This window comes from Lysinibacillus sp. BPa_S21, assembly GCF_023337795.1.
Lineage (GTDB): Bacteria > Bacillota > Bacilli > Bacillales_A > Planococcaceae > Lysinibacillus.
The window spans coordinates 96,701-113,759 of record NZ_JALIRS010000008.1 but is presented as its reverse complement, the minus strand read 5'-3'; the positions used below and the strand labels follow the sequence as shown (position 1 = coordinate 113,759).

Here is a 17,059-nt window from a genome sequence, read left to right as displayed (position 1 = left end):
ATAATTGCGTCCGGAATCGAATTTGCCCTTGCTGATAGAAGGTAAAAGCAGTTATTTCCAAGTTTGCTCAAAATCTGATTCTTTAAACCCTAAAGTAACTTTTTTTCCATCGGTTACAATTGGACGTTTAATCAACATACCATCTGAAGCAAGCAGTTCCAGCTGCTGCTCTTCAGTCATTTCAGCAAGCTTATCCTTCAAGCCAAGCTCGCGATATTTCATACCAGAAGTATTAAAAAATTTCTTTAAAGGTAGTTCACTTGCTTGCCATAAGCTTGTTAATTCGTCCTTTGAAGGTGTTTGCTCGACAATATGTACCTCTTCATATGAAACTCCATTGTCATTCAGCCATTTTTGAGCTTTTTTACATGTAGTACATTTCGGATATTGAATAAGTTGAATCGTCATTTATAGGCTCCTCTACTATCATTTTGGGACACTACATTTTCAGTGTCTCCCTCATTTCCTGTAGTATACCATCTTAATCGTTATGAACCAAAATGAAACTCTTCGTGCTAAGCGTGGGGGTGATTGGAGTTCCATGCTGGCACGACTTATGATGTTATCAGCGATGCTCGGCATTTATCAGCGGTTGGCGTTTTGGAGCGGTCCGATTTCAAGCTAATAAACATGTATTACTGTATAAATCCTTTTTGCTCTTTGGCAGGTAGATGTCGATAAAATTCAGAAGTTGGGTGATAAAACGTGAAAGTTAGTCGATAAAATTCAAAAGTTGGGCGATAAATCGTAAAAGTTAGTAGATAAAATTCAAAAGTTAGTCGATAAAACGTGAAAGTGGCTCCAAACTCAAAAGTTGGATGACATCTTTGAAACATATGTCATGTGTTTATCCGCGCGAAAGCAAAGCGGCAGCTACAAATGTTTTATCTGCGCGAAAGCGAAACGGCAGCGGCAAAGCGCCCCAGCCGGAACGGAAATCAACTCCTCACTTTGGCGAAGATTTTTTCAACAAAAAACCTAGCTATCACACCTTGGATAGCTAGGTTAAGTTCGCTTTATTAAACTACAAATTTTTCTGCTTCAATTAATTTAACAGAAGCTTCGCGTTTCTTCGCGATTAAGTTGTATGGGTTGTTGCGAGTTAATTTACGTAACGCAGACAATGTCATGCGTGCAGCGTCGCCGTCTGCTGAAGCAAGAATCGTATCTTTTGCTTCTTTTTCAATTTCCGCAAATGCTTCTTGGCTGAAGATTTGAGTGTATAGTAATTTTTGATGAGCCTTTTCAGCACCGTCACGAGCAATTGCTTTTTCTGTACGTAATACAGCTGATTCCATCGCGAATAGTTGGTTTGCGATATTTGCAATTTTTACTAAAACCTCTTGCTCTTGATCAAGCTTCGCGCCGAAACGTTGTGCCGCTAAACCTGCTGCTAATACAGCAATTTTCTTCGCATTTTTCACTAGGTATTTTTCCTGTGCTAGCGGCTCTGTGCCTACATCCTCAGGCATTAACATAAGAAGCTCTTGTTGTAAATTTTGAGCGACTTGTAGTAATGGTAATTCGCCTTTTATTGCCTTTTTCATAAATGTACCTGGTACAATCATGCGGTTAATTTCATTTGTACCTTCGAAAATACGATTAATACGAGAGTCACGGTAAATACGTTCTACCTCGTATTCAGCCATAAAGCCGTAACCACCGTGTAATTGAAGCGCTTCATCTGCAATGTAATCTAAAGTCTCTGAACCAAATACTTTAGCAATAGAACATTCAATAGCATACTCAGCAATTGCACCAGCAATCACTTTCCCTTGCTTTTGCTCATCTGGGCTTAGCTGACTTAAACGGTCCTCAAATAAACCTACTGTACGATAGTTTAATGACTCAGATGCATATAATTGCGAAGCCATTGTTGCTAATTTTTCTTTTGTTAGATTGAAATCAGACAGCTTCGTTTTGAACTGCTGACGTTGGTTTGTATATTGAATGGCAAGCTCTAATGCACGCTTCGAGCCACCAATTGTTCCAACTCCTAATTTATAGCGACCGATATTTAAAATATTGAAGGCAATTACGTGTCCGCGACCTACTTCACCTAAAAGGTTTTCTACAGGTACTTCTGCATCTTCAAGGATTAATGTACGTGTCGATGAAGATTTGATCCCCATTTTCTTCTCTTCTGCACCGACCGAAACGCCATTGAAGGCACGTTCTACGATAAATGCTGTGAATTTATCACCATCGATTTTTGCATAGACAACAAATACATCTGCAAAGCCTGCATTTGTAATCCATTGCTTTTCACCATTTAAAATATAATGTGTTCCTGCATCGTTTAACTTTGCAGTTGTTTTAGCACCTAATGCATCAGAACCTGAACCTGGCTCAGTTAATGCGTAGGCAGCAATTAATTCACCTGTCGCAAGCTTTGGTAAATACTTTTGCTTTTGCTCTTCATTTCCGAAAAGTACAATTGGTAAAGAACCAATACCTACGTGCGCACCGTGCGTAATAGAGAAGCCGCCAGCAACTGACATTTTTTCTGCGATTAATGCAGAAGAAACTTTGTCTAATCCTAGACCCTCATATTCTTCAGGTACATCTGCGCTTAGTAAGCCGAGATCACCTGCGCTTTTTAATAGACGAACCGAATGCTCAAATTCATGGTTTTCTAAATTTTCAACGACTGGTAATACTTCATTTGCTACATACTCTTCAGTAGTTTTAGCAATCATCTTATGTTCATCTGTGAAATCTTCTGGTGTAAATACACGATCTAATTCCACATCTTCAATAATAAATCCGCCGCCTTTAATGAAATCCGTTGTTTTTTCTGTCATTCTAAATTCCTCCCTATATATATCTATTTTTAATAGTTTTTATCCCCAATATATAGAAAAGCTTGAAGCACGGTGTTCGGAGGCAACCGGAAACGCTGCACCCCAAGCTGATCTAGCAAAAATTATAGAAGTTCAAACACTCCCGCAGCACCCATACCGCCGCCAATACACATAGTCACGACACCATATTTCTTACCCTGACGCTTCAATTCATGAATAAGCTTTAACGTTAAAATAGCTCCAGTTGCGCCAAGTGGGTGACCTACGGCAATTGCTCCACCGTTGACGTTTACTTTGTTTTGGTCGATGCCTAAATGACGTACGACCTGTAAGGCTTGAGATGCAAATGCTTCGTTAATTTCCCATAAATCAATGTCATCAATTGATAACCCAGCAATTTCAAGAGCTTTAGGTACTGCCACGGTTGGGCCAATACCCATTACCTCAGGAGGTACACCGCCAACTGCAAAGCCTAAAAACTTCGCCATTGGCGTAAGCCCTTGCTTCTCTGCTTCCTCGCGGTCCATCACAAGTACTGCTGCCGCACCGTCCGAAGTTTGAGAAGCATTACCAGCTGTAACACTACCTTTTACATGGAAGGCTGGGCGAAGCTTCGCTAAACCTTCTACAGATGTACCTGGACGTACACCTTCATCCATGCTAAAAGTGAATTTTTTCACCTGTGGCTTATTGTTGTCATCTACATAATGCTGCTCCACTTCGATTGGTACGATTTCATCATTGAATTTACCTTCTTTAATCGCTTTTTCTGCAAGCTCATGAGAACGAACAGCAAATGCATCCTGATCTTCTCTACTTACATTGTATTGACGTGCCACTTCCTCAGCTGTATGCCCCATTCCCATATAATATTGCGGAGCAGTTTCTGCTAAAGCTGGATTTAAGCGAGGTGTATTACCTACCATAGGTACCATACTCATAGACTCGACTCCACCAGCTAGAATTGCCTTAGAATGACCTAGCATGATACGCTCTGCTGCAAAAGCAATTGCCTGTAAACCTGATGAACAAAATCTATTAATTGTCAGCGCTGGTGTTGTATCTGGTAACCCGGCAAGCGCTCCTATATTACGTGCTACGTTCATGCCCTGCTCAGCTTCAGGCATTGCGCATCCTAAAATTAAATCGTCAATCGGGCCTTCATAGCCCGCTCTTTTTAATGTTTCTTTGACAACAACCGCTCCAAAATCATCCGGTCTAACCGTTGCTAAAGAACCCTTCTTCGCTTTTCCAATTGGAGTTCGTGCTCCTGCTACAATAACGGCTTCACGCATCGTATTAATCCCCCTTTGTTTCATGTGCAAGTATGGTTACAGTCTTGAAATTAGTTGCGCAATGGTTTTCCTTTTAAAAGCATGTGCTGCATTCTTTGTTGAGATAACGGATCAGCAACTAAGCTTAGGAACGCCTCACGCTCAAGGTTTAATAAGTACTGTTCATCTACTAATGTGCCATAAGGAACTTTACCACCAGCAATGACATACGCTAATTTTTTAGCAATCTTTAAATCGTGTTCGCTAATATAGCCTGATTCATACATTCCTTGCGCACCGATTAGTAGCGTGCCGTAGCCTGATGCACCGACTACAGGAACTTTTGCAGGTACAGGTGGTTGATAGCCTGCCTCATAAAGCGCTAGTGCAGCTTGTTTTGCATCATGTAGTTGGTGATCTGCATTAACAGAAATCCCATCAGCAAAGTTTAAGAAGTTATTATCGCGTGCTTCTTCACCAGATGTCGAAACTTGTGCCATCGCAATTGTTTCAAATACTTTATTAGCAATATGTTGATAGTCTACTTCAACGCCATTTGGTAACCCTTTAAGGAATTTTTGGTAAAGTGCTTTATTACCGCCACCGCCAGGAATTAAGCCTACACCGACTTCTACTAAGCCCATATACGTTTCCATTGTTGCTTGGATATGTGCAGCTGGTAAGCAAACCTCTGCTCCGCCCCCAAGTGTCATCGCAAAAGGCGCTGCCACAACAGGCTTGCGGGAATACTTAATCTTTTGCATCGCATCTTGGAATGCTTTAATAACGAAATCTAGCTCAAAAATATTATCATCCTGTGCTTCTACTAAAATCATTCCTAGATTCGCACCAACACAGAAGTTTTTCCCTTGGTTACCGATGACTAAGCCTTTAAAGTTAGCTTCTACTTCATCGATTGCAAAGTTAATCATTTGAATAATATCTAAGCCAATTGCATTCGATTGGGAATGGAATTCAAGTAATGCTATTCCATCACCTAAATCTATTAAGCTAGCACCTGTATTTGATTTAATAACGCCATGTTTTTTCTTATAGCGTTTTAAGTTAATTTCTTTTTCATTAACTGGTACTTTTACGTATTCAGAGCCATTATAATACGCTAGGTCACCGTCAATTTCTGAATAGAAAGTGTCAAAGCCGCTTGCTAACATATCTTTGACGAATGCAGGCACTTCACGACCCTCAGCTTCCATTTTTGCTACCGACTCTTTCACGCCAATTGCATCCCATATTTCAAATGGACCTTGCTGCCAGCCGAAGCCCCATTTCATGGCATTGTCAATAGCAACAAGATCATCAGCAATTTCACCATGTAGCTGCGCAGAGTAAATTAGCGTTGGAGCGAAGATACCCCATAATAGCTCTCCAGTTCGATCCTTAGCATACGTTAATGCCTTCACTTTATTGGCCAATCCACGCGTTTGTTTTGCCATCTCGATAGAAGGTGTTTTTAATTTTTTGGCTGGGCTATATTCTAGTGTGTTTGGATCAATTTCAAGGATCTCTTTACCTTGCTTTAAGAAGAACCCTTGACCTGATTTTGCTCCTAGCCAGCCGTTTTCGACCATTTTTTGTAAGAATTGAGGTACTGCGAATATTTGCTGCTCTTCACCAGTTGTTTGATCATAGACGTTTTTCGCTACATGGATAAATGTATCTAAACCAACAACATCCAACGTTCGGAATGTTGCAGATTTGGGACGACCAATTAATGGGCCTGTTACAGAATCCACTTCACCAACTGAATAGCTACCCTTCATCATTTCTTGTAAAGTAATTAGTAAACCGTACGTTCCGATACGGTTGGCAATGAAGTTCGGTGTATCCTTAGCAAGTACGACACCTTTCCCAAGCACATCTTCGCCAAATGTTTTCATAAAGTTAACAACCTCTGGCGCTGTTGTGTTTGCCGGAATGACTTCGAGTAATTTTAAATAGCGTGGCGGATTGAAGAAGTGAGTTCCTAGGAAATGCTTTTTAAAATCTTCAGAGCGCCCTTCTGCCATTGCATCAATACTTATGCCAGATGTATTTGAACTAATAATTGTGCCAGGCTTACGTACAGCATCAACTTTTTCATATAGGCTTTGTTTAATTGCTAAATTTTCAACGACTACTTCAATAATCCAATCTACATCTTTTAATTTCTCTAAATCGTCTTCAAAATTCCCAACCGTTAGTAGTGATAAATTTTTCTTAGAAGTAAGTGGTGCTGGCTTTTGCTTTAATAACTTTTGAAGAGATCCGTTAACGATTCGATTTCTTACTGCAGGATGCTCTAAGGAAAGACCTTTCGCTTCTTCCTCTTTTGTTAGTTCCTTCGGCGCAATGTCTAATAATAGTGTTGGAATACCGATGTTTGCTAAATGTGCTGCAATTCCAGAGCCCATTACCCCAGAACCTAGAACAGCTGCTTTTTTAATGTTGTAAGTCACTAGCAATTCCCCCTTATTCTCCCATTGAATGAATAGCCATTCATTTTTTGATCAAAAAAATATCAAGTTTGCCTTAGTGTATTTTTGTCCAGATTATTTCAGGCGTAATCTGTGACATACAACTGAGGCTTATCTTCGTTCAGCTACCATTCTGATTTAGCGGTAAATATCTTCTGCTGAATAAAGATAAAACTACTTTTTCTGTTTTTAGTTTAGATTATTTTGTTTAATTTAGCAATCATTTTTCTCCAATTATTTTTGCAATATACAACTTTTTTTGTTTTTTACGAGCGAAAACAGAACAATAAGTAGATATCGATTATGCCAAACAGAAAACTTTCAGGTTGCGGAAAAAATGTGTAGAATGGAAAGCAAGGAGAGTGAAATACTAATGAAAACAATTACAACTATTGAACAATTTAATGAACTGATCTCAGGTGATCAAAAAGTTCTAGTGAAATTTTACGCTGGATGGTGCCCAGATTGCACACGTATGAATATGTTCATCGATCCAATTATCGAAGAGTACAACCAATTTGACTGGTATGAACTTAACCGTGATGAACTTCCAGAAATCGCGGACAAATATGACGTAATGGGTATTCCAAGCCTATTAATTTTCCAAAACGGCGAAAAATTAGCACACTTACATAGTGCTAACGCTAAAACACCTCAGCAAGTAACAGAATTCTTATCTGCACAACAATAATTAACTGGGCTAAAAACGTTATAATAATGTAGAAGAGCTACTAGTCTGTGGCGAAAGCGAAGCACCAGCCGCAAGTTACAGAATTCTTATCTGCACAACAATAATGGAAAAATGAGCTGCATTTCTTTTTGAAATGCGGCTCTTTTTAGAAAGGAGATTAAGATGCGCCAGCAATTGTCGCTACTCGGAAAGTCTCAATATGATGCATCCATTGCATCAAACTATCATAATTCTGCCTGTGGTCCTACAACTGTACACGTCATCTTACACTATTTAGAAAATCAAGCCCCTTCGGTAAATGAGCTTTATAAACTTCTGGGTGGCACAAAAATCGGGTTATTTAAATGGCGTTTAATTCGTAATCTTCGCCGGCTCCGTCCAACATGGGATATTCGTGATTGTACGTTAAAGGAAGCCATGCAGGAAATCGATGAAGGTCGCCCTGTCGCCATACGCTTTGACCGCTATTTTAGCTTAAATTGGTGCGATAAAAAATCTGCTTTCGCCTATCATTGGGTTCCTCTTATTGGCTATGAAATACGCAATGATGAGCTATGGTTAATATTCCATGATAATGGCGGTCCTGATCGTGAGAGTAAAATTCGAATGGCTCCATTTAAAGATAATGAAAAAGTATTGAGCTTTGTAAAAATTACACCGAACTAAGTGACAGCGTGCCTGCGATGTTTAGACACGCTCTTTTTTCATTTATTATGCAAGGCTTATTTATTCTTCTCAAGAATTTCTTTTAGAACTTGTGCAAAAACATCCATTGTTCTATACGTTTCTTCCAGCGTATTATCTATCCCCCCCACTTCAACCTATGCACATGGTTATATGTTTCACCAAATGTCAGTCTCAATATTTGGTGATGAGCCATAAAAAAAGCAGAGCATATTTCTATACTCTGCGTTGATAACCATGATGTATGTTATTAAATAAGTGAATACAGTGAGCGTGCTTGCTTGGCGATTAATGTGTAGCCGCGTTGTTCTATTTCTTTGAACATTTGAGGCTCGTAATTAGGTAACTCTAAAGTTGCCAAATCTGCCTCGATTGGTACGTCTGTTTGAATGGTTGCAAGTTCGTGTGACAGTTTTAGCATCTCTAGATTCTCTTGAATTTTCGTGCGTTGACCAGGCTTTAATTCGTCTATGGACTTAAGAACATTTTCGATAGAGCCATACGTTTGAATTAACGTCAGTGCCTGCTTTGGTCCAATTCCCTTAACGCCTGGGTAACCGTCACTCGTATCCCCCATAAAGGCCTTGACCTGTGCAAATTGAATAGGTTCAATCCCATACTCTTCTTGGAAGCGTGAATGCGTATAAACGTCGTACTCTGTATAGCCTTTTTTCGTAAAAGCAATTTCTGTTGATGGTCTTAAAAGCTGCAGTAAATCCTTGTCTCCACTAATTACCGTAATGTCAGCCTCATCCTGAAATTTTGTAATCATTGAGCCAATTAAATCATCTGCCTCCATTCCTTTAACACCGAAGTTTTGCCAGCCGATTTGTTGCGATAAATTTTTCGCCATATCAAATTGCGGTAGCATTTCCTCTGGTGGTGATGGACGATTAGCCTTATAGCCATCAAATAATTCATTACGGAATGTGTGTGCACCCATATCCCAACAAACAGCTAGGTGTGTCGGCTTCATAATAGACTGTGCCGTTAATACATGACGCACAAATCCTTGGGCGCCATTAGAAGGTGTACCATCTGCAAGGCGAATATAATGCCCCATTGCAGCCGACGCAAAAAATGAACGGAATAATAGCGCCATACCGTCAACAATTAATAGTTTTGGTTTTGTTGTCATGATAAATAGTCCTCTCTATAACAATACAATGATTGTAGTAATTCATTATTAAGCATTGTTCTATTATAGCAAACTACCAGGGAACATCACTAAATAAAGAATGATGTTAATTTTATGCAGTAAACATAAATAACGGGTAGGAAATTTATCTTTTTATAATTAAGAGTTTTTAAAATAAAAGAAGCTATCGTCTTGGTCAATCTTCAAAACGATAGCTTTTTAATACAATAATGTAGAGGTAACTCCACTACATAGGAAATCTACTTTTACTAGTTTATTTACTTAAAATCTTGGAATTATTTTTTTGAATACGATTACGGGAATCCAGTCGAATACCTGTTAACCATTGTAAAAATGCTGTCACACCCATCTTTACTGTTTCTGAGCGTAGTTCCCCCTCTTTTGGATCTGCATAGACAAAGTCAATATGGCGGACTCCTTCATTTTCTCCAATGAGCTTTAGGATATCGAATAATTCATAGGCCGTTAAACCACCTGGTGTTGCTGCAGGTACATCTGGGGCGAATGTAATATCGAGTGCATCCAAATCTACAGAGACATAAATACGATCCACCTCATACATAAGCTGACGAAGCATTTCGCGAATCGTTAATTGTATGCCGTCACGGCGCATTTGCTTTAACGTAATCATATGTATTCCTTGTTCTTTCGCGTAGTGAATCATTTCAGGTGAATTAAAAAAGCCGTGTAACCCGACATTATAAACATGTTTGCCCTCTACAACGCCTGCTGCAATGAGCTTCTGTATTGGAGAATCCATAGCTAAGCCAATTTCCTCCTGATTCCGGGCATCCAAATGCGTGTCAATTTGAATAATCCCTATGCGATCCTTTGGAAAAGCATTCTTTATTCCTCTAAGAGAGCACGCTGTAATCGCATGATCTCCACCAATAAGACACGTGAAACTTTTAGCATAGGCAGTGCTTAAGCTTTCTGCCGCAGCTTCGATAGCTGACTCTGAAAGCATTCTATCAGTCTCGTGGATGGCCACATCGCCTACATCAACAACTGCCAATGAGCGCAAATCTACTTGCTCATCTAAATTATAAGATTGAAAGCTTGGCCAAGCCTTTCGAAATGCTGTTGGATACAATGCTTTTTGAGAGGATTTACTAGCGTACGATAATAAAGCACCGTATAAAATAATATCTACATCACTTGGAATCGGATTTTCCTTTTGCTTAATCCATTGATGCATTGCTGAACCATTTTCTTGCTTATACTGCCATTCTGGTTGAATAAACATCTTAACGACCACCTTCATGCTATTTTCTATAACTTAGCGTTGGGTTGATTTCCGTTCCGGCTGGGCGCTTTGTTGTTGCTGTCGCTACGCTTTCGCACAGATAAAACAATCGCTGACGCTTCGCTTTCGCACAGAGCAAAGCTTCCTGGGGGCGTTCGATGAGCCGCTTCACTCGCTTTGCTCGCTCCAGGGTCCCATCTGTAACGCTAATCCCCAAGGTGTCGCCCAGCCTCCACTCCAATCAACTTCCATGCGTGACAATGTTTTAACAAATTGTTATCTCCGATTTTGGTGATGAGCCAAATTGAAGTCAATTGCCCTATGCCACTTTGCTGTCCCCACAAATATACCTAAATAATTACTTTCAACATCCATAGTACCATTAGTACATATAATTTCGTCAAAGCTCGGTATTTTCCCTCTTACTTTCTTAAAAAATCTACATACTCCATTTACCCCTTTAATCACAAAAAGTAGCAAACTAGGCCATTTTTCCAGTTTGCTACTTTTTCAGGTTTTTCACCCTGCTGATCATTAGTCTTCACCTATTGCGCTTTTGCGGGATACAGTTTGGCAAAGCTCTGCGACCTCTTGCATCGTATAGCTTTGAAAGCTATATCGATTATGCAATTCTCGATAATACTGTAAAATCTCCTCAAGCATCGCTAAATTTTTTTCAATGTTCTTGCCAAAATTATGAGGATGCCACCATAAATGATAAAAAGCCTTAGACATTGCGGCAGCATGCATACCTTCTTTAATACGCTTGATCTTTAAGTCTTCCAAAAATCGTAAAGGGCTACAATAAGGTCTTAAAAATGCACTTGAACGAATGTTAATAAAGGAATCCTGCAGCATTTCTTCTAGCGTTACTAGATGATTTCCTGTTACATTAACATAGCTATCCAGCCATTTTTTCGCACCTAATAGTCGCCTTTTTTTCGTAAATTTTTGTGGATTGTATAGCGGATGATTTTCATTTCCTCGATAGCATACAAACCCCACTTCCTGGCAGGCTGGGAAATAGGCTTCATTCACTTGATTACGCGGAAATACAATCGATTTCATCAGGCCGATATTTTCTTCGCAAATCATGGCAGTAGCATGTAGATCTGCCCGAAAATCTGCTTCAGTTTGTCCATTTTCTAAACAATAAAAATGTGAAAATGTATGACTTGCTATTTCTTGATGTGGCGTACGTTTAATCTTCTCAATTAAGGATTTGCCGAAATGTAAAAGATCCTCTTGCTCATTTTCTCCTACTTTTGCAAGTTGTGTATGTGCTGCATAGCGCATGTTTTTATATTTTACGGGAATACCTCTTAAGTAATGAGCCATTTCAGCTTTTGTCTCTGCAAACAATAGTCCCACTGTTGCCCAAGTCGCATGAATGCCATACTGTTCAAACAACTCGAGTATTTTAGGCAATGCTTCACGAACGCCATATAAATTTTTATTATATTGTCCGTACTTACAAACATCGTGGACACCCCAATTTAGCTCAAAATCCAATGATATGACAAGACCTCCACGATTTACTTCAATTACTACTTCCTCCATTTTTGCACGCCCAGTAACAGTGCACGTATTTTGGATTGGGTAATGTAGCCAGAGTATACATCGACGACTTGTCCACCGAAGCCTAGCTTAAATGCACGAACATTTTGATCATCTGTCAGCTTTCCCATATCATATAAAACAAAGTCTTGCTCCTTTAAATGCAATATATTATGCCAAAGTAAGAACCGATTTGCATAACGAATTGGTCTTTTTAAATGATCTGGCATCGATTGTGGATGACAAGTCGCTACATAATAGGACATCGCTTTTTTAGCGTACACAATATCGAGTCTATAGCACAATGTTTGTCCACAAATACTTCGAATTTCAGACAACCATAGCGCCCCTTTATTTTTTAAGAGCGTAATAGCTTCCATTTGAGACTTACTAATTAGCTCGAGTTTTTTCCTTTTGGCGAAGTTATTATAAAACTGTTGAAAGGCTCGTAAATTTCCATCCGATGGCTCTTTATAAATAAAAACTTGATAGGACTCTTTTTCTGCACGGCGAAGAATTTTTCGATTACTTTCTGAAAGAGCAAGATACATGGATGACTCACTATCAGTAAGGTGAATATGAACCGTCTCACTTTTCACAAGCTTACGACTCGGTACAAGTGAATTAGTATAGCCAATAACCTTCATTGATTTTCTTACATTGGCTGGCTTTTCTACAAAATAAAAATGCTGCATTGCGATATTCCATCGCTTACTTTTAATGGACAGAATGAACATCGCCCCCACTCTCTGTGTATTTTTCTGCATGATTTCGCTCATAGCGAGCACATTTAAAATGCTTCATTCGAGAAATACGTTTATAGCCTAGCCGCAATAATTGTTTACGCTTTCGCCATTGCCACAAACTTGCAGTAACCCATAGTGTTTGTGCAGGTTTCATTTTTTGAAAAAAGGCTGTGATAATATCGATATTTTTATAAACATCATAGGTTAAAAAATATGTCTGCTTTGGCAATGCTTCAACAATTTGCAATGCATCTACACGCCAGTTCATTGCATGCAACGCAAACGCAGGCTTATTCGTGTCTGCAAAAGAATCTTTATAAATGGTGTATCCCTTGTAAAATAGAGAAATAATTTCTTCATCATCGAGTTGCATCGCCTCCTGTATCGACAACTCCTCAAACAAAACGCCTACAGGTCTATGCGGTACAACACTATCTGATGGGGATAATTCATACAAATCCACTTGCTTAAAACGAATAAATTTTTCTACGAACAGTTGTCCATATTCTAGCCAATCTTTTACTTTCCCATACTTTACTAAGTAACGTAATTGACCAAGCCTATTGAGTTTCCATTCCATGACACGATGATTGCCTTTTAAAAATTCCTTGAGTCGTTCCTTTAGCGTAAAACTGTACGCTAATAGCTTTGCTCGTTTCGTCCCATTGCTTACAAGCATACGCCTTGTAAAATCAATATTTGAGCGCCAATCGAATTTATACGGCTCGTAGCCAATACTCATATCAAACAAGTGATAGTTTTCAGAATGGGTTCGCTTAATCGTTTCCTGATTCACTAATCTACCAGGCTCAAATAGATTAAATGTCGGCTCATGTGCTAGTGCGTAAGTTACATACCGTCCACGACAGCAAATTCCGTAGGTGAAGGCAATCCACTGGTCTTCAAACACAAGTGCGTCTACCTCGACTTGTAATGCCTCCCCTTTTAGAAACGCTAACCGTTCGAAAAAATCCTTTTTCTTCCCTTTTGTAAAATCACTTGCTATTTTTTTTGCCCATCGTCGATCAAATAATCGAAACATTTGCCAAAGCTCGTTTCGCGAAGGGATTTTTCTCTTTAATGATCCTAATCTACGTAGCTTCTGTTCTCTTCTATCCATACCATGCATTTTTCTACGTTGATTTAAATAATTAGAAAAATCTACTTCGTGAAAAGCAAGATACGGCGTCACCACACGAAAAATACGAGGGCGTAATTGCCTTTCAATAAAATATTGTTCCAGTACCTTTGTAGAGTCTTTACTTTCCAATAATCCATGAAATGAGAATAGTAGATGTTTATACTTTTCAATGAGCTGATCAAATACAAAGGACGTAGCGGGCAACAGCCATTCTTTTTTCGCTACGATACCTGAATAATTCGCCATATTTTCACCAACAAAAGCATAAATCCGCACTCCCCATCGAAGTCGAACTAAGAAGGGGAAAAAGGCAATGATCGCACCATTTTCTTCAACGGCATAGAGCTCAACACGCTCTCTTCGCCCAACAATTTGCCACCAGTTATAAAACCAAGCAAATTCTATAAATGGATTATCATTGTCCTCCGTTGCTAAAATTTCATCCCAAATATCCTTGTACCACATAAGCTCAACATCAGTTCGAATGCGAATTAATTGCAAACTAATCACCTTTCTTAGCCGACTTTAATACAGCTTGTTCGAGACAAATAGCATTTTCCGAAACATTGGTAGAAACGTAAAAAGCGACGTTCACTAGGTACCCTTGTAAAGATGTGACATCTAATTGATTGACTAAAAATGAGACACGCTCCATTAAGCCTTTGTCGGTAATGAATTTTTCTAATCTAGGACGGAGCGAGCCGTCATCTATGAATTGGAGACGCCAAGGGGTATAAAAAAACTCTGCTAATGTCTCGAGCAATAAATCCTGTCTTTTTGGCACTTCAAAACGAGCAACCATGACGATTAATGGATGCTCCTCATTCTTTTTCATAGGTGCTTCTCGCTTCTTAGTCGATTTCATTATGAATCGTCAGCATTTTATGAGCCGGAGCAATTTTTTCAGATACCGTAATAATTTTCGCTGTTGAACATACATCACCTTTTTTATGCGCAAAAGCCTACCGACTACACGACCATTGGCGCCCGCCTGCGATGAATGTGCCGCAATAATATCTAGCTGTATTTTTTAAATATTGCTCTTTCTTGCAAAAAGGTTTGTAAATCCTTTTTTAGCTTGATCGCTGCTTTTGAGCTTTTCCAATCTTATCCATACGTAAAATAAGTTGAACGATCTTCAGAAGTAAACACTCCTTCATTTTTAATAAGCACCTGTTCTCGCTAAAACTACGTAAAGTGTTTTGATGATAATTTTAAAATCCATCCAAAAAGAATGATGATCAACGTATTCTAGGTCATATAAAATTTTTTGTCCGTGAGAAATAGTAGAGCGGCCGTTAATTTGAGCAAGCCCTGTTATACCTGGCTTTACTTCTAAACGTCGTGCCTGTATCGGGTTATAGGCATTTGTGATGGTCGGAACTTCTGGTCGTGGTCCAACCATACTCATATCTCCTTTTAAAACATTAATGAGCTGTGGAATTTCATCAATACTTAACTTCCGAAGAATTGCCCCAACCTTCGTGATTCGCGCATCCTGTTCAGTTTTAAAAAAATAATCATCCGGGATTCCGTCCGCACACATAGTAGGCATTTTGACTGGAATTGCCTGAATGGTCATTGTCCGCAGCTTCCAAATAACAAAGCGCTGATGATTCTGTCCGGTACGGATTTGTTTAAAAAAAACAGGGCGGCCTGTTTTCACAAGTAGAATGAGGAATACTACTAACATGAGAGGAATGGTTATGAAAAGTAATAGGAGTGCCCCCGCAATATCAAAAATTCGCTTTCCGTACTGACTATAAAAATTAATAGCCTGAGCTGACTGCCCGTGCAATTCATCATCCTTTGCATTTTTTTAGCACTTAACTTTATATATTCATTTTGGATATTTATAGAACTACTTTTGAACAAGCAATTTGATAATAAAATGAAAAAAGGAGTTATTTCAAAATTATTTTTGAATAACCCCTAACATTCATTCATGTATATTCACCCTTGTATAATCTGTGCCTCGCATGTAATTTCAACATTTCCTTTTAACGCCTTACTAATCATACATGTTTGCTCTGCTTTCTCTGCTAATCGATGAATTCTCTTTTGTTCTTGCTCAGTTGCATTTTGTACAACAATCCTTGGCTTATGTATGATTTTCTCATACGTAAAAACACCGTTCGTGACATCCACAAAACCTTCAGCTTGCATAGACAAATCCAACACAGTAATCTTTGAATTTTCAAGTAACGCAGCCAGTGTAATTAAATAGCACGTTGCTGCCGCTCCAAGCAACATTTCATCAGGATTCGTCCCAATCCCTGGTCCATTCATTTCTTTCGGAATAGAAATTTTCGTATGTAGATTGTCTGCAGCAATAGTGCCCGTCCCATTTCTCCCCTCCGACCATTGTAAATTCATATTAAATAGATGTTGAACCATATGAAATCCTCCTTTTCATTATATGCAATTCTGCGCTCTACCTGATCACTTTTCTTGATTACCCGACCAATTCTAGTACCTACCTAATCGTTTTGCAAGGCACTAATGCAACATCCAATAGTAAAGAAAACAGGAAAACTGATTTTATGGTAAAATAGAAAAAACAATTCTTTAGGAGATTTAAAAATGATTTTAACAAAGCAACAAGCAGTACAAGCACTTAAAAAGAACAAATTTATCGGTTTTACTACTAAAACAGGAAATATCATTATGAAAAAGATGAATAAAACCGATTATAATATTTTTGTATTTGAAGAAGACAAAGATAAACCAGTGCGTTATGTAGGTTCTATTATGAACGTGATGGCGACAATGAGCGACAAAGCTTCTAATAAAGATTTCGTCATTGTGGAGCAGCTTTCTACTCAAAATAAAGAAGAGGCTAAATCTGTTGTAAAAGATGAAGTCAAAGAAGTAGCTCAACCTGTAGAGAAACATGAAGTGAAAGAAGCTGCAAAGCCTGTAGAAAAAAAGGCAGTCAAAGAAGCCAAAAAAGAAAAAGTAGAAAAAACAGCTGACTTTGATGAAGAAAGACGTGCCATTTCAGGTTACGAAGGCTTATATGATGTAACAGCGAGCGGTCGAATCATTACAGTGCGCGAAAATCGTCCATTAGCTCGATGCAACGATGAATATGGTTTCCATATTGTTCGACTAACAAAAGAAGGTACTGTATCAAGTCACAATGTATTTGAACTTTGGAAGCAAGCGTACCCAGAGCTTGAACAAACAAATTTTAAAGGTGCCTTAAAAGCGAAATATGGTACAGGCTGCAAACTAACTGATAAACCAGGAATACACTTTTAGTAGGTGTCACAAAATCCCC

At 38.9% G+C, this 17,059-nt stretch carries 15 protein-coding genes; 3 read left to right on the top strand and 12 right to left on the bottom strand.

The window, feature by feature from the left end; translation table 11 throughout:
• Positions 1 to 51: 51 nt before the first annotated feature.
• The 4 genes from MOK21_RS16315 to MOK21_RS16300 all read right to left on the bottom strand — a co-directional run bounded on the left by MOK21_RS16315 (position 52) and on the right by MOK21_RS16300 (position 6,534).
• Entirely contained in the window at positions 52 to 408 is a 357-nt protein-coding gene (locus tag MOK21_RS16315; protein ID WP_249075049.1) for an arsenate reductase family protein, read from the bottom strand.
• A 611-nt stretch (positions 409 to 1,019) separates the two neighbouring features.
• Positions 1,020 to 2,804, bottom strand: a complete 1,785-nt coding sequence (locus MOK21_RS16310; protein ID WP_249075048.1) for an acyl-CoA dehydrogenase family protein — start codon at positions 2,802 to 2,804, stop codon at positions 1,020 to 1,022.
• A 122-nt stretch (positions 2,805 to 2,926) separates the two neighbouring features.
• Positions 2,927 to 4,099: an acetyl-CoA C-acetyltransferase gene (locus MOK21_RS16305; RefSeq protein WP_249075047.1), complete on the bottom strand. Its 1,173-nt coding sequence runs from the start codon at positions 4,097 to 4,099 to the stop codon at positions 2,927 to 2,929.
• Positions 4,100 to 4,149: 50 nt separating this feature from the next.
• Positions 4,150 to 6,534: a 3-hydroxyacyl-CoA dehydrogenase/enoyl-CoA hydratase family protein gene (locus tag MOK21_RS16300; protein ID WP_249075046.1), complete on the bottom strand. Its 2,385-nt coding sequence runs from the start codon at positions 6,532 to 6,534 to the stop codon at positions 4,150 to 4,152.
• 355 nt (positions 6,535 to 6,889) lie between these two features.
• On the opposite strand from MOK21_RS16300, the gene MOK21_RS16295 reads away from it, so the two are divergent.
• Both MOK21_RS16295 and MOK21_RS16290 read left to right on the top strand, forming a co-directional pair.
• Positions 6,890 to 7,243: a thioredoxin family protein gene (locus MOK21_RS16295; RefSeq protein WP_349294154.1), complete on the top strand. Its 354-nt coding sequence runs from the start codon at positions 6,890 to 6,892 to the stop codon at positions 7,241 to 7,243.
• A gap of 162 nt (positions 7,244 to 7,405) precedes the next feature.
• Entirely contained in the window at positions 7,406 to 7,909 is a 504-nt protein-coding gene (locus MOK21_RS16290) for a C39 family peptidase (protein ID WP_249075044.1), read from the top strand.
• A 268-nt stretch (positions 7,910 to 8,177) separates the two neighbouring features.
• Here MOK21_RS16290 and MOK21_RS16285 read toward each other — a convergent pair whose 3' ends face one another.
• The 8 genes from MOK21_RS16285 to MOK21_RS16250 all read right to left on the bottom strand — a co-directional run bounded on the left by MOK21_RS16285 (position 8,178) and on the right by MOK21_RS16250 (position 16,173).
• Positions 8,178 to 9,065 carry a 5'-3' exonuclease gene (locus MOK21_RS16285; RefSeq protein WP_249075043.1) on the bottom strand — a complete coding sequence of 296 codons (888 nt, stop codon included), beginning with the start codon at positions 9,063 to 9,065 and terminating at the stop codon, positions 8,178 to 8,180.
• A 274-nt stretch (positions 9,066 to 9,339) separates the two neighbouring features.
• Positions 9,340 to 10,332: an agmatinase family protein gene (locus MOK21_RS16280; RefSeq protein ID WP_249075042.1), complete on the bottom strand. Its 993-nt coding sequence runs from the start codon at positions 10,330 to 10,332 to the stop codon at positions 9,340 to 9,342.
• A 534-nt stretch (positions 10,333 to 10,866) separates the two neighbouring features.
• On the bottom strand, positions 10,867 to 11,892 hold the full coding sequence (locus tag MOK21_RS16275; protein WP_249075041.1) for a polysaccharide deacetylase family protein: 1,026 nt from the start codon (positions 11,890 to 11,892) through the stop codon (positions 10,867 to 10,869).
• Positions 11,880 to 12,626 carry a hypothetical protein gene (locus MOK21_RS16270; protein WP_249075040.1) on the bottom strand — a complete coding sequence of 249 codons (747 nt, stop codon included), beginning with the start codon at positions 12,624 to 12,626 and terminating at the stop codon, positions 11,880 to 11,882. Before MOK21_RS16270 ends, MOK21_RS16275 begins: the two co-directional genes overlap by 13 nt.
• Complete coding sequence (locus tag MOK21_RS16265) at positions 12,607 to 14,286, bottom strand: GNAT family N-acetyltransferase (protein ID WP_249075039.1); 1,680 nt, start codon at positions 14,284 to 14,286, stop codon at positions 12,607 to 12,609. Before MOK21_RS16265 ends, MOK21_RS16270 begins: the two co-directional genes overlap by 20 nt.
• The gene (locus MOK21_RS16260; RefSeq protein ID WP_249075038.1) at positions 14,279 to 14,611 is read right to left on the bottom strand and encodes a hypothetical protein; all 333 of its coding nucleotides are present in this window, start codon (positions 14,609 to 14,611) and stop codon (positions 14,279 to 14,281) included. Before MOK21_RS16260 ends, MOK21_RS16265 begins: the two co-directional genes overlap by 8 nt.
• 327 nt (positions 14,612 to 14,938) lie before the next feature.
• Positions 14,939 to 15,574, bottom strand: a complete 636-nt coding sequence (locus MOK21_RS16255) for a sugar transferase (RefSeq protein ID WP_283164741.1) — start codon at positions 15,572 to 15,574, stop codon at positions 14,939 to 14,941.
• Positions 15,575 to 15,729: 155 nt separating this feature from the next.
• Positions 15,730 to 16,173, bottom strand: a complete 444-nt coding sequence (locus MOK21_RS16250) for an SACOL1771 family peroxiredoxin (RefSeq protein ID WP_249075037.1) — start codon at positions 16,171 to 16,173, stop codon at positions 15,730 to 15,732.
• Between the two features lie 186 nt (positions 16,174 to 16,359).
• On the opposite strand from MOK21_RS16250, the gene MOK21_RS16245 reads away from it, so the two are divergent.
• Positions 16,360 to 17,040 carry an NUMOD4 domain-containing protein gene (locus MOK21_RS16245; RefSeq protein ID WP_249075036.1) on the top strand — a complete coding sequence of 227 codons (681 nt, stop codon included), beginning with the start codon at positions 16,360 to 16,362 and terminating at the stop codon, positions 17,038 to 17,040.
• The last annotated feature ends 19 nt before the right edge of the window (positions 17,041 to 17,059 follow it).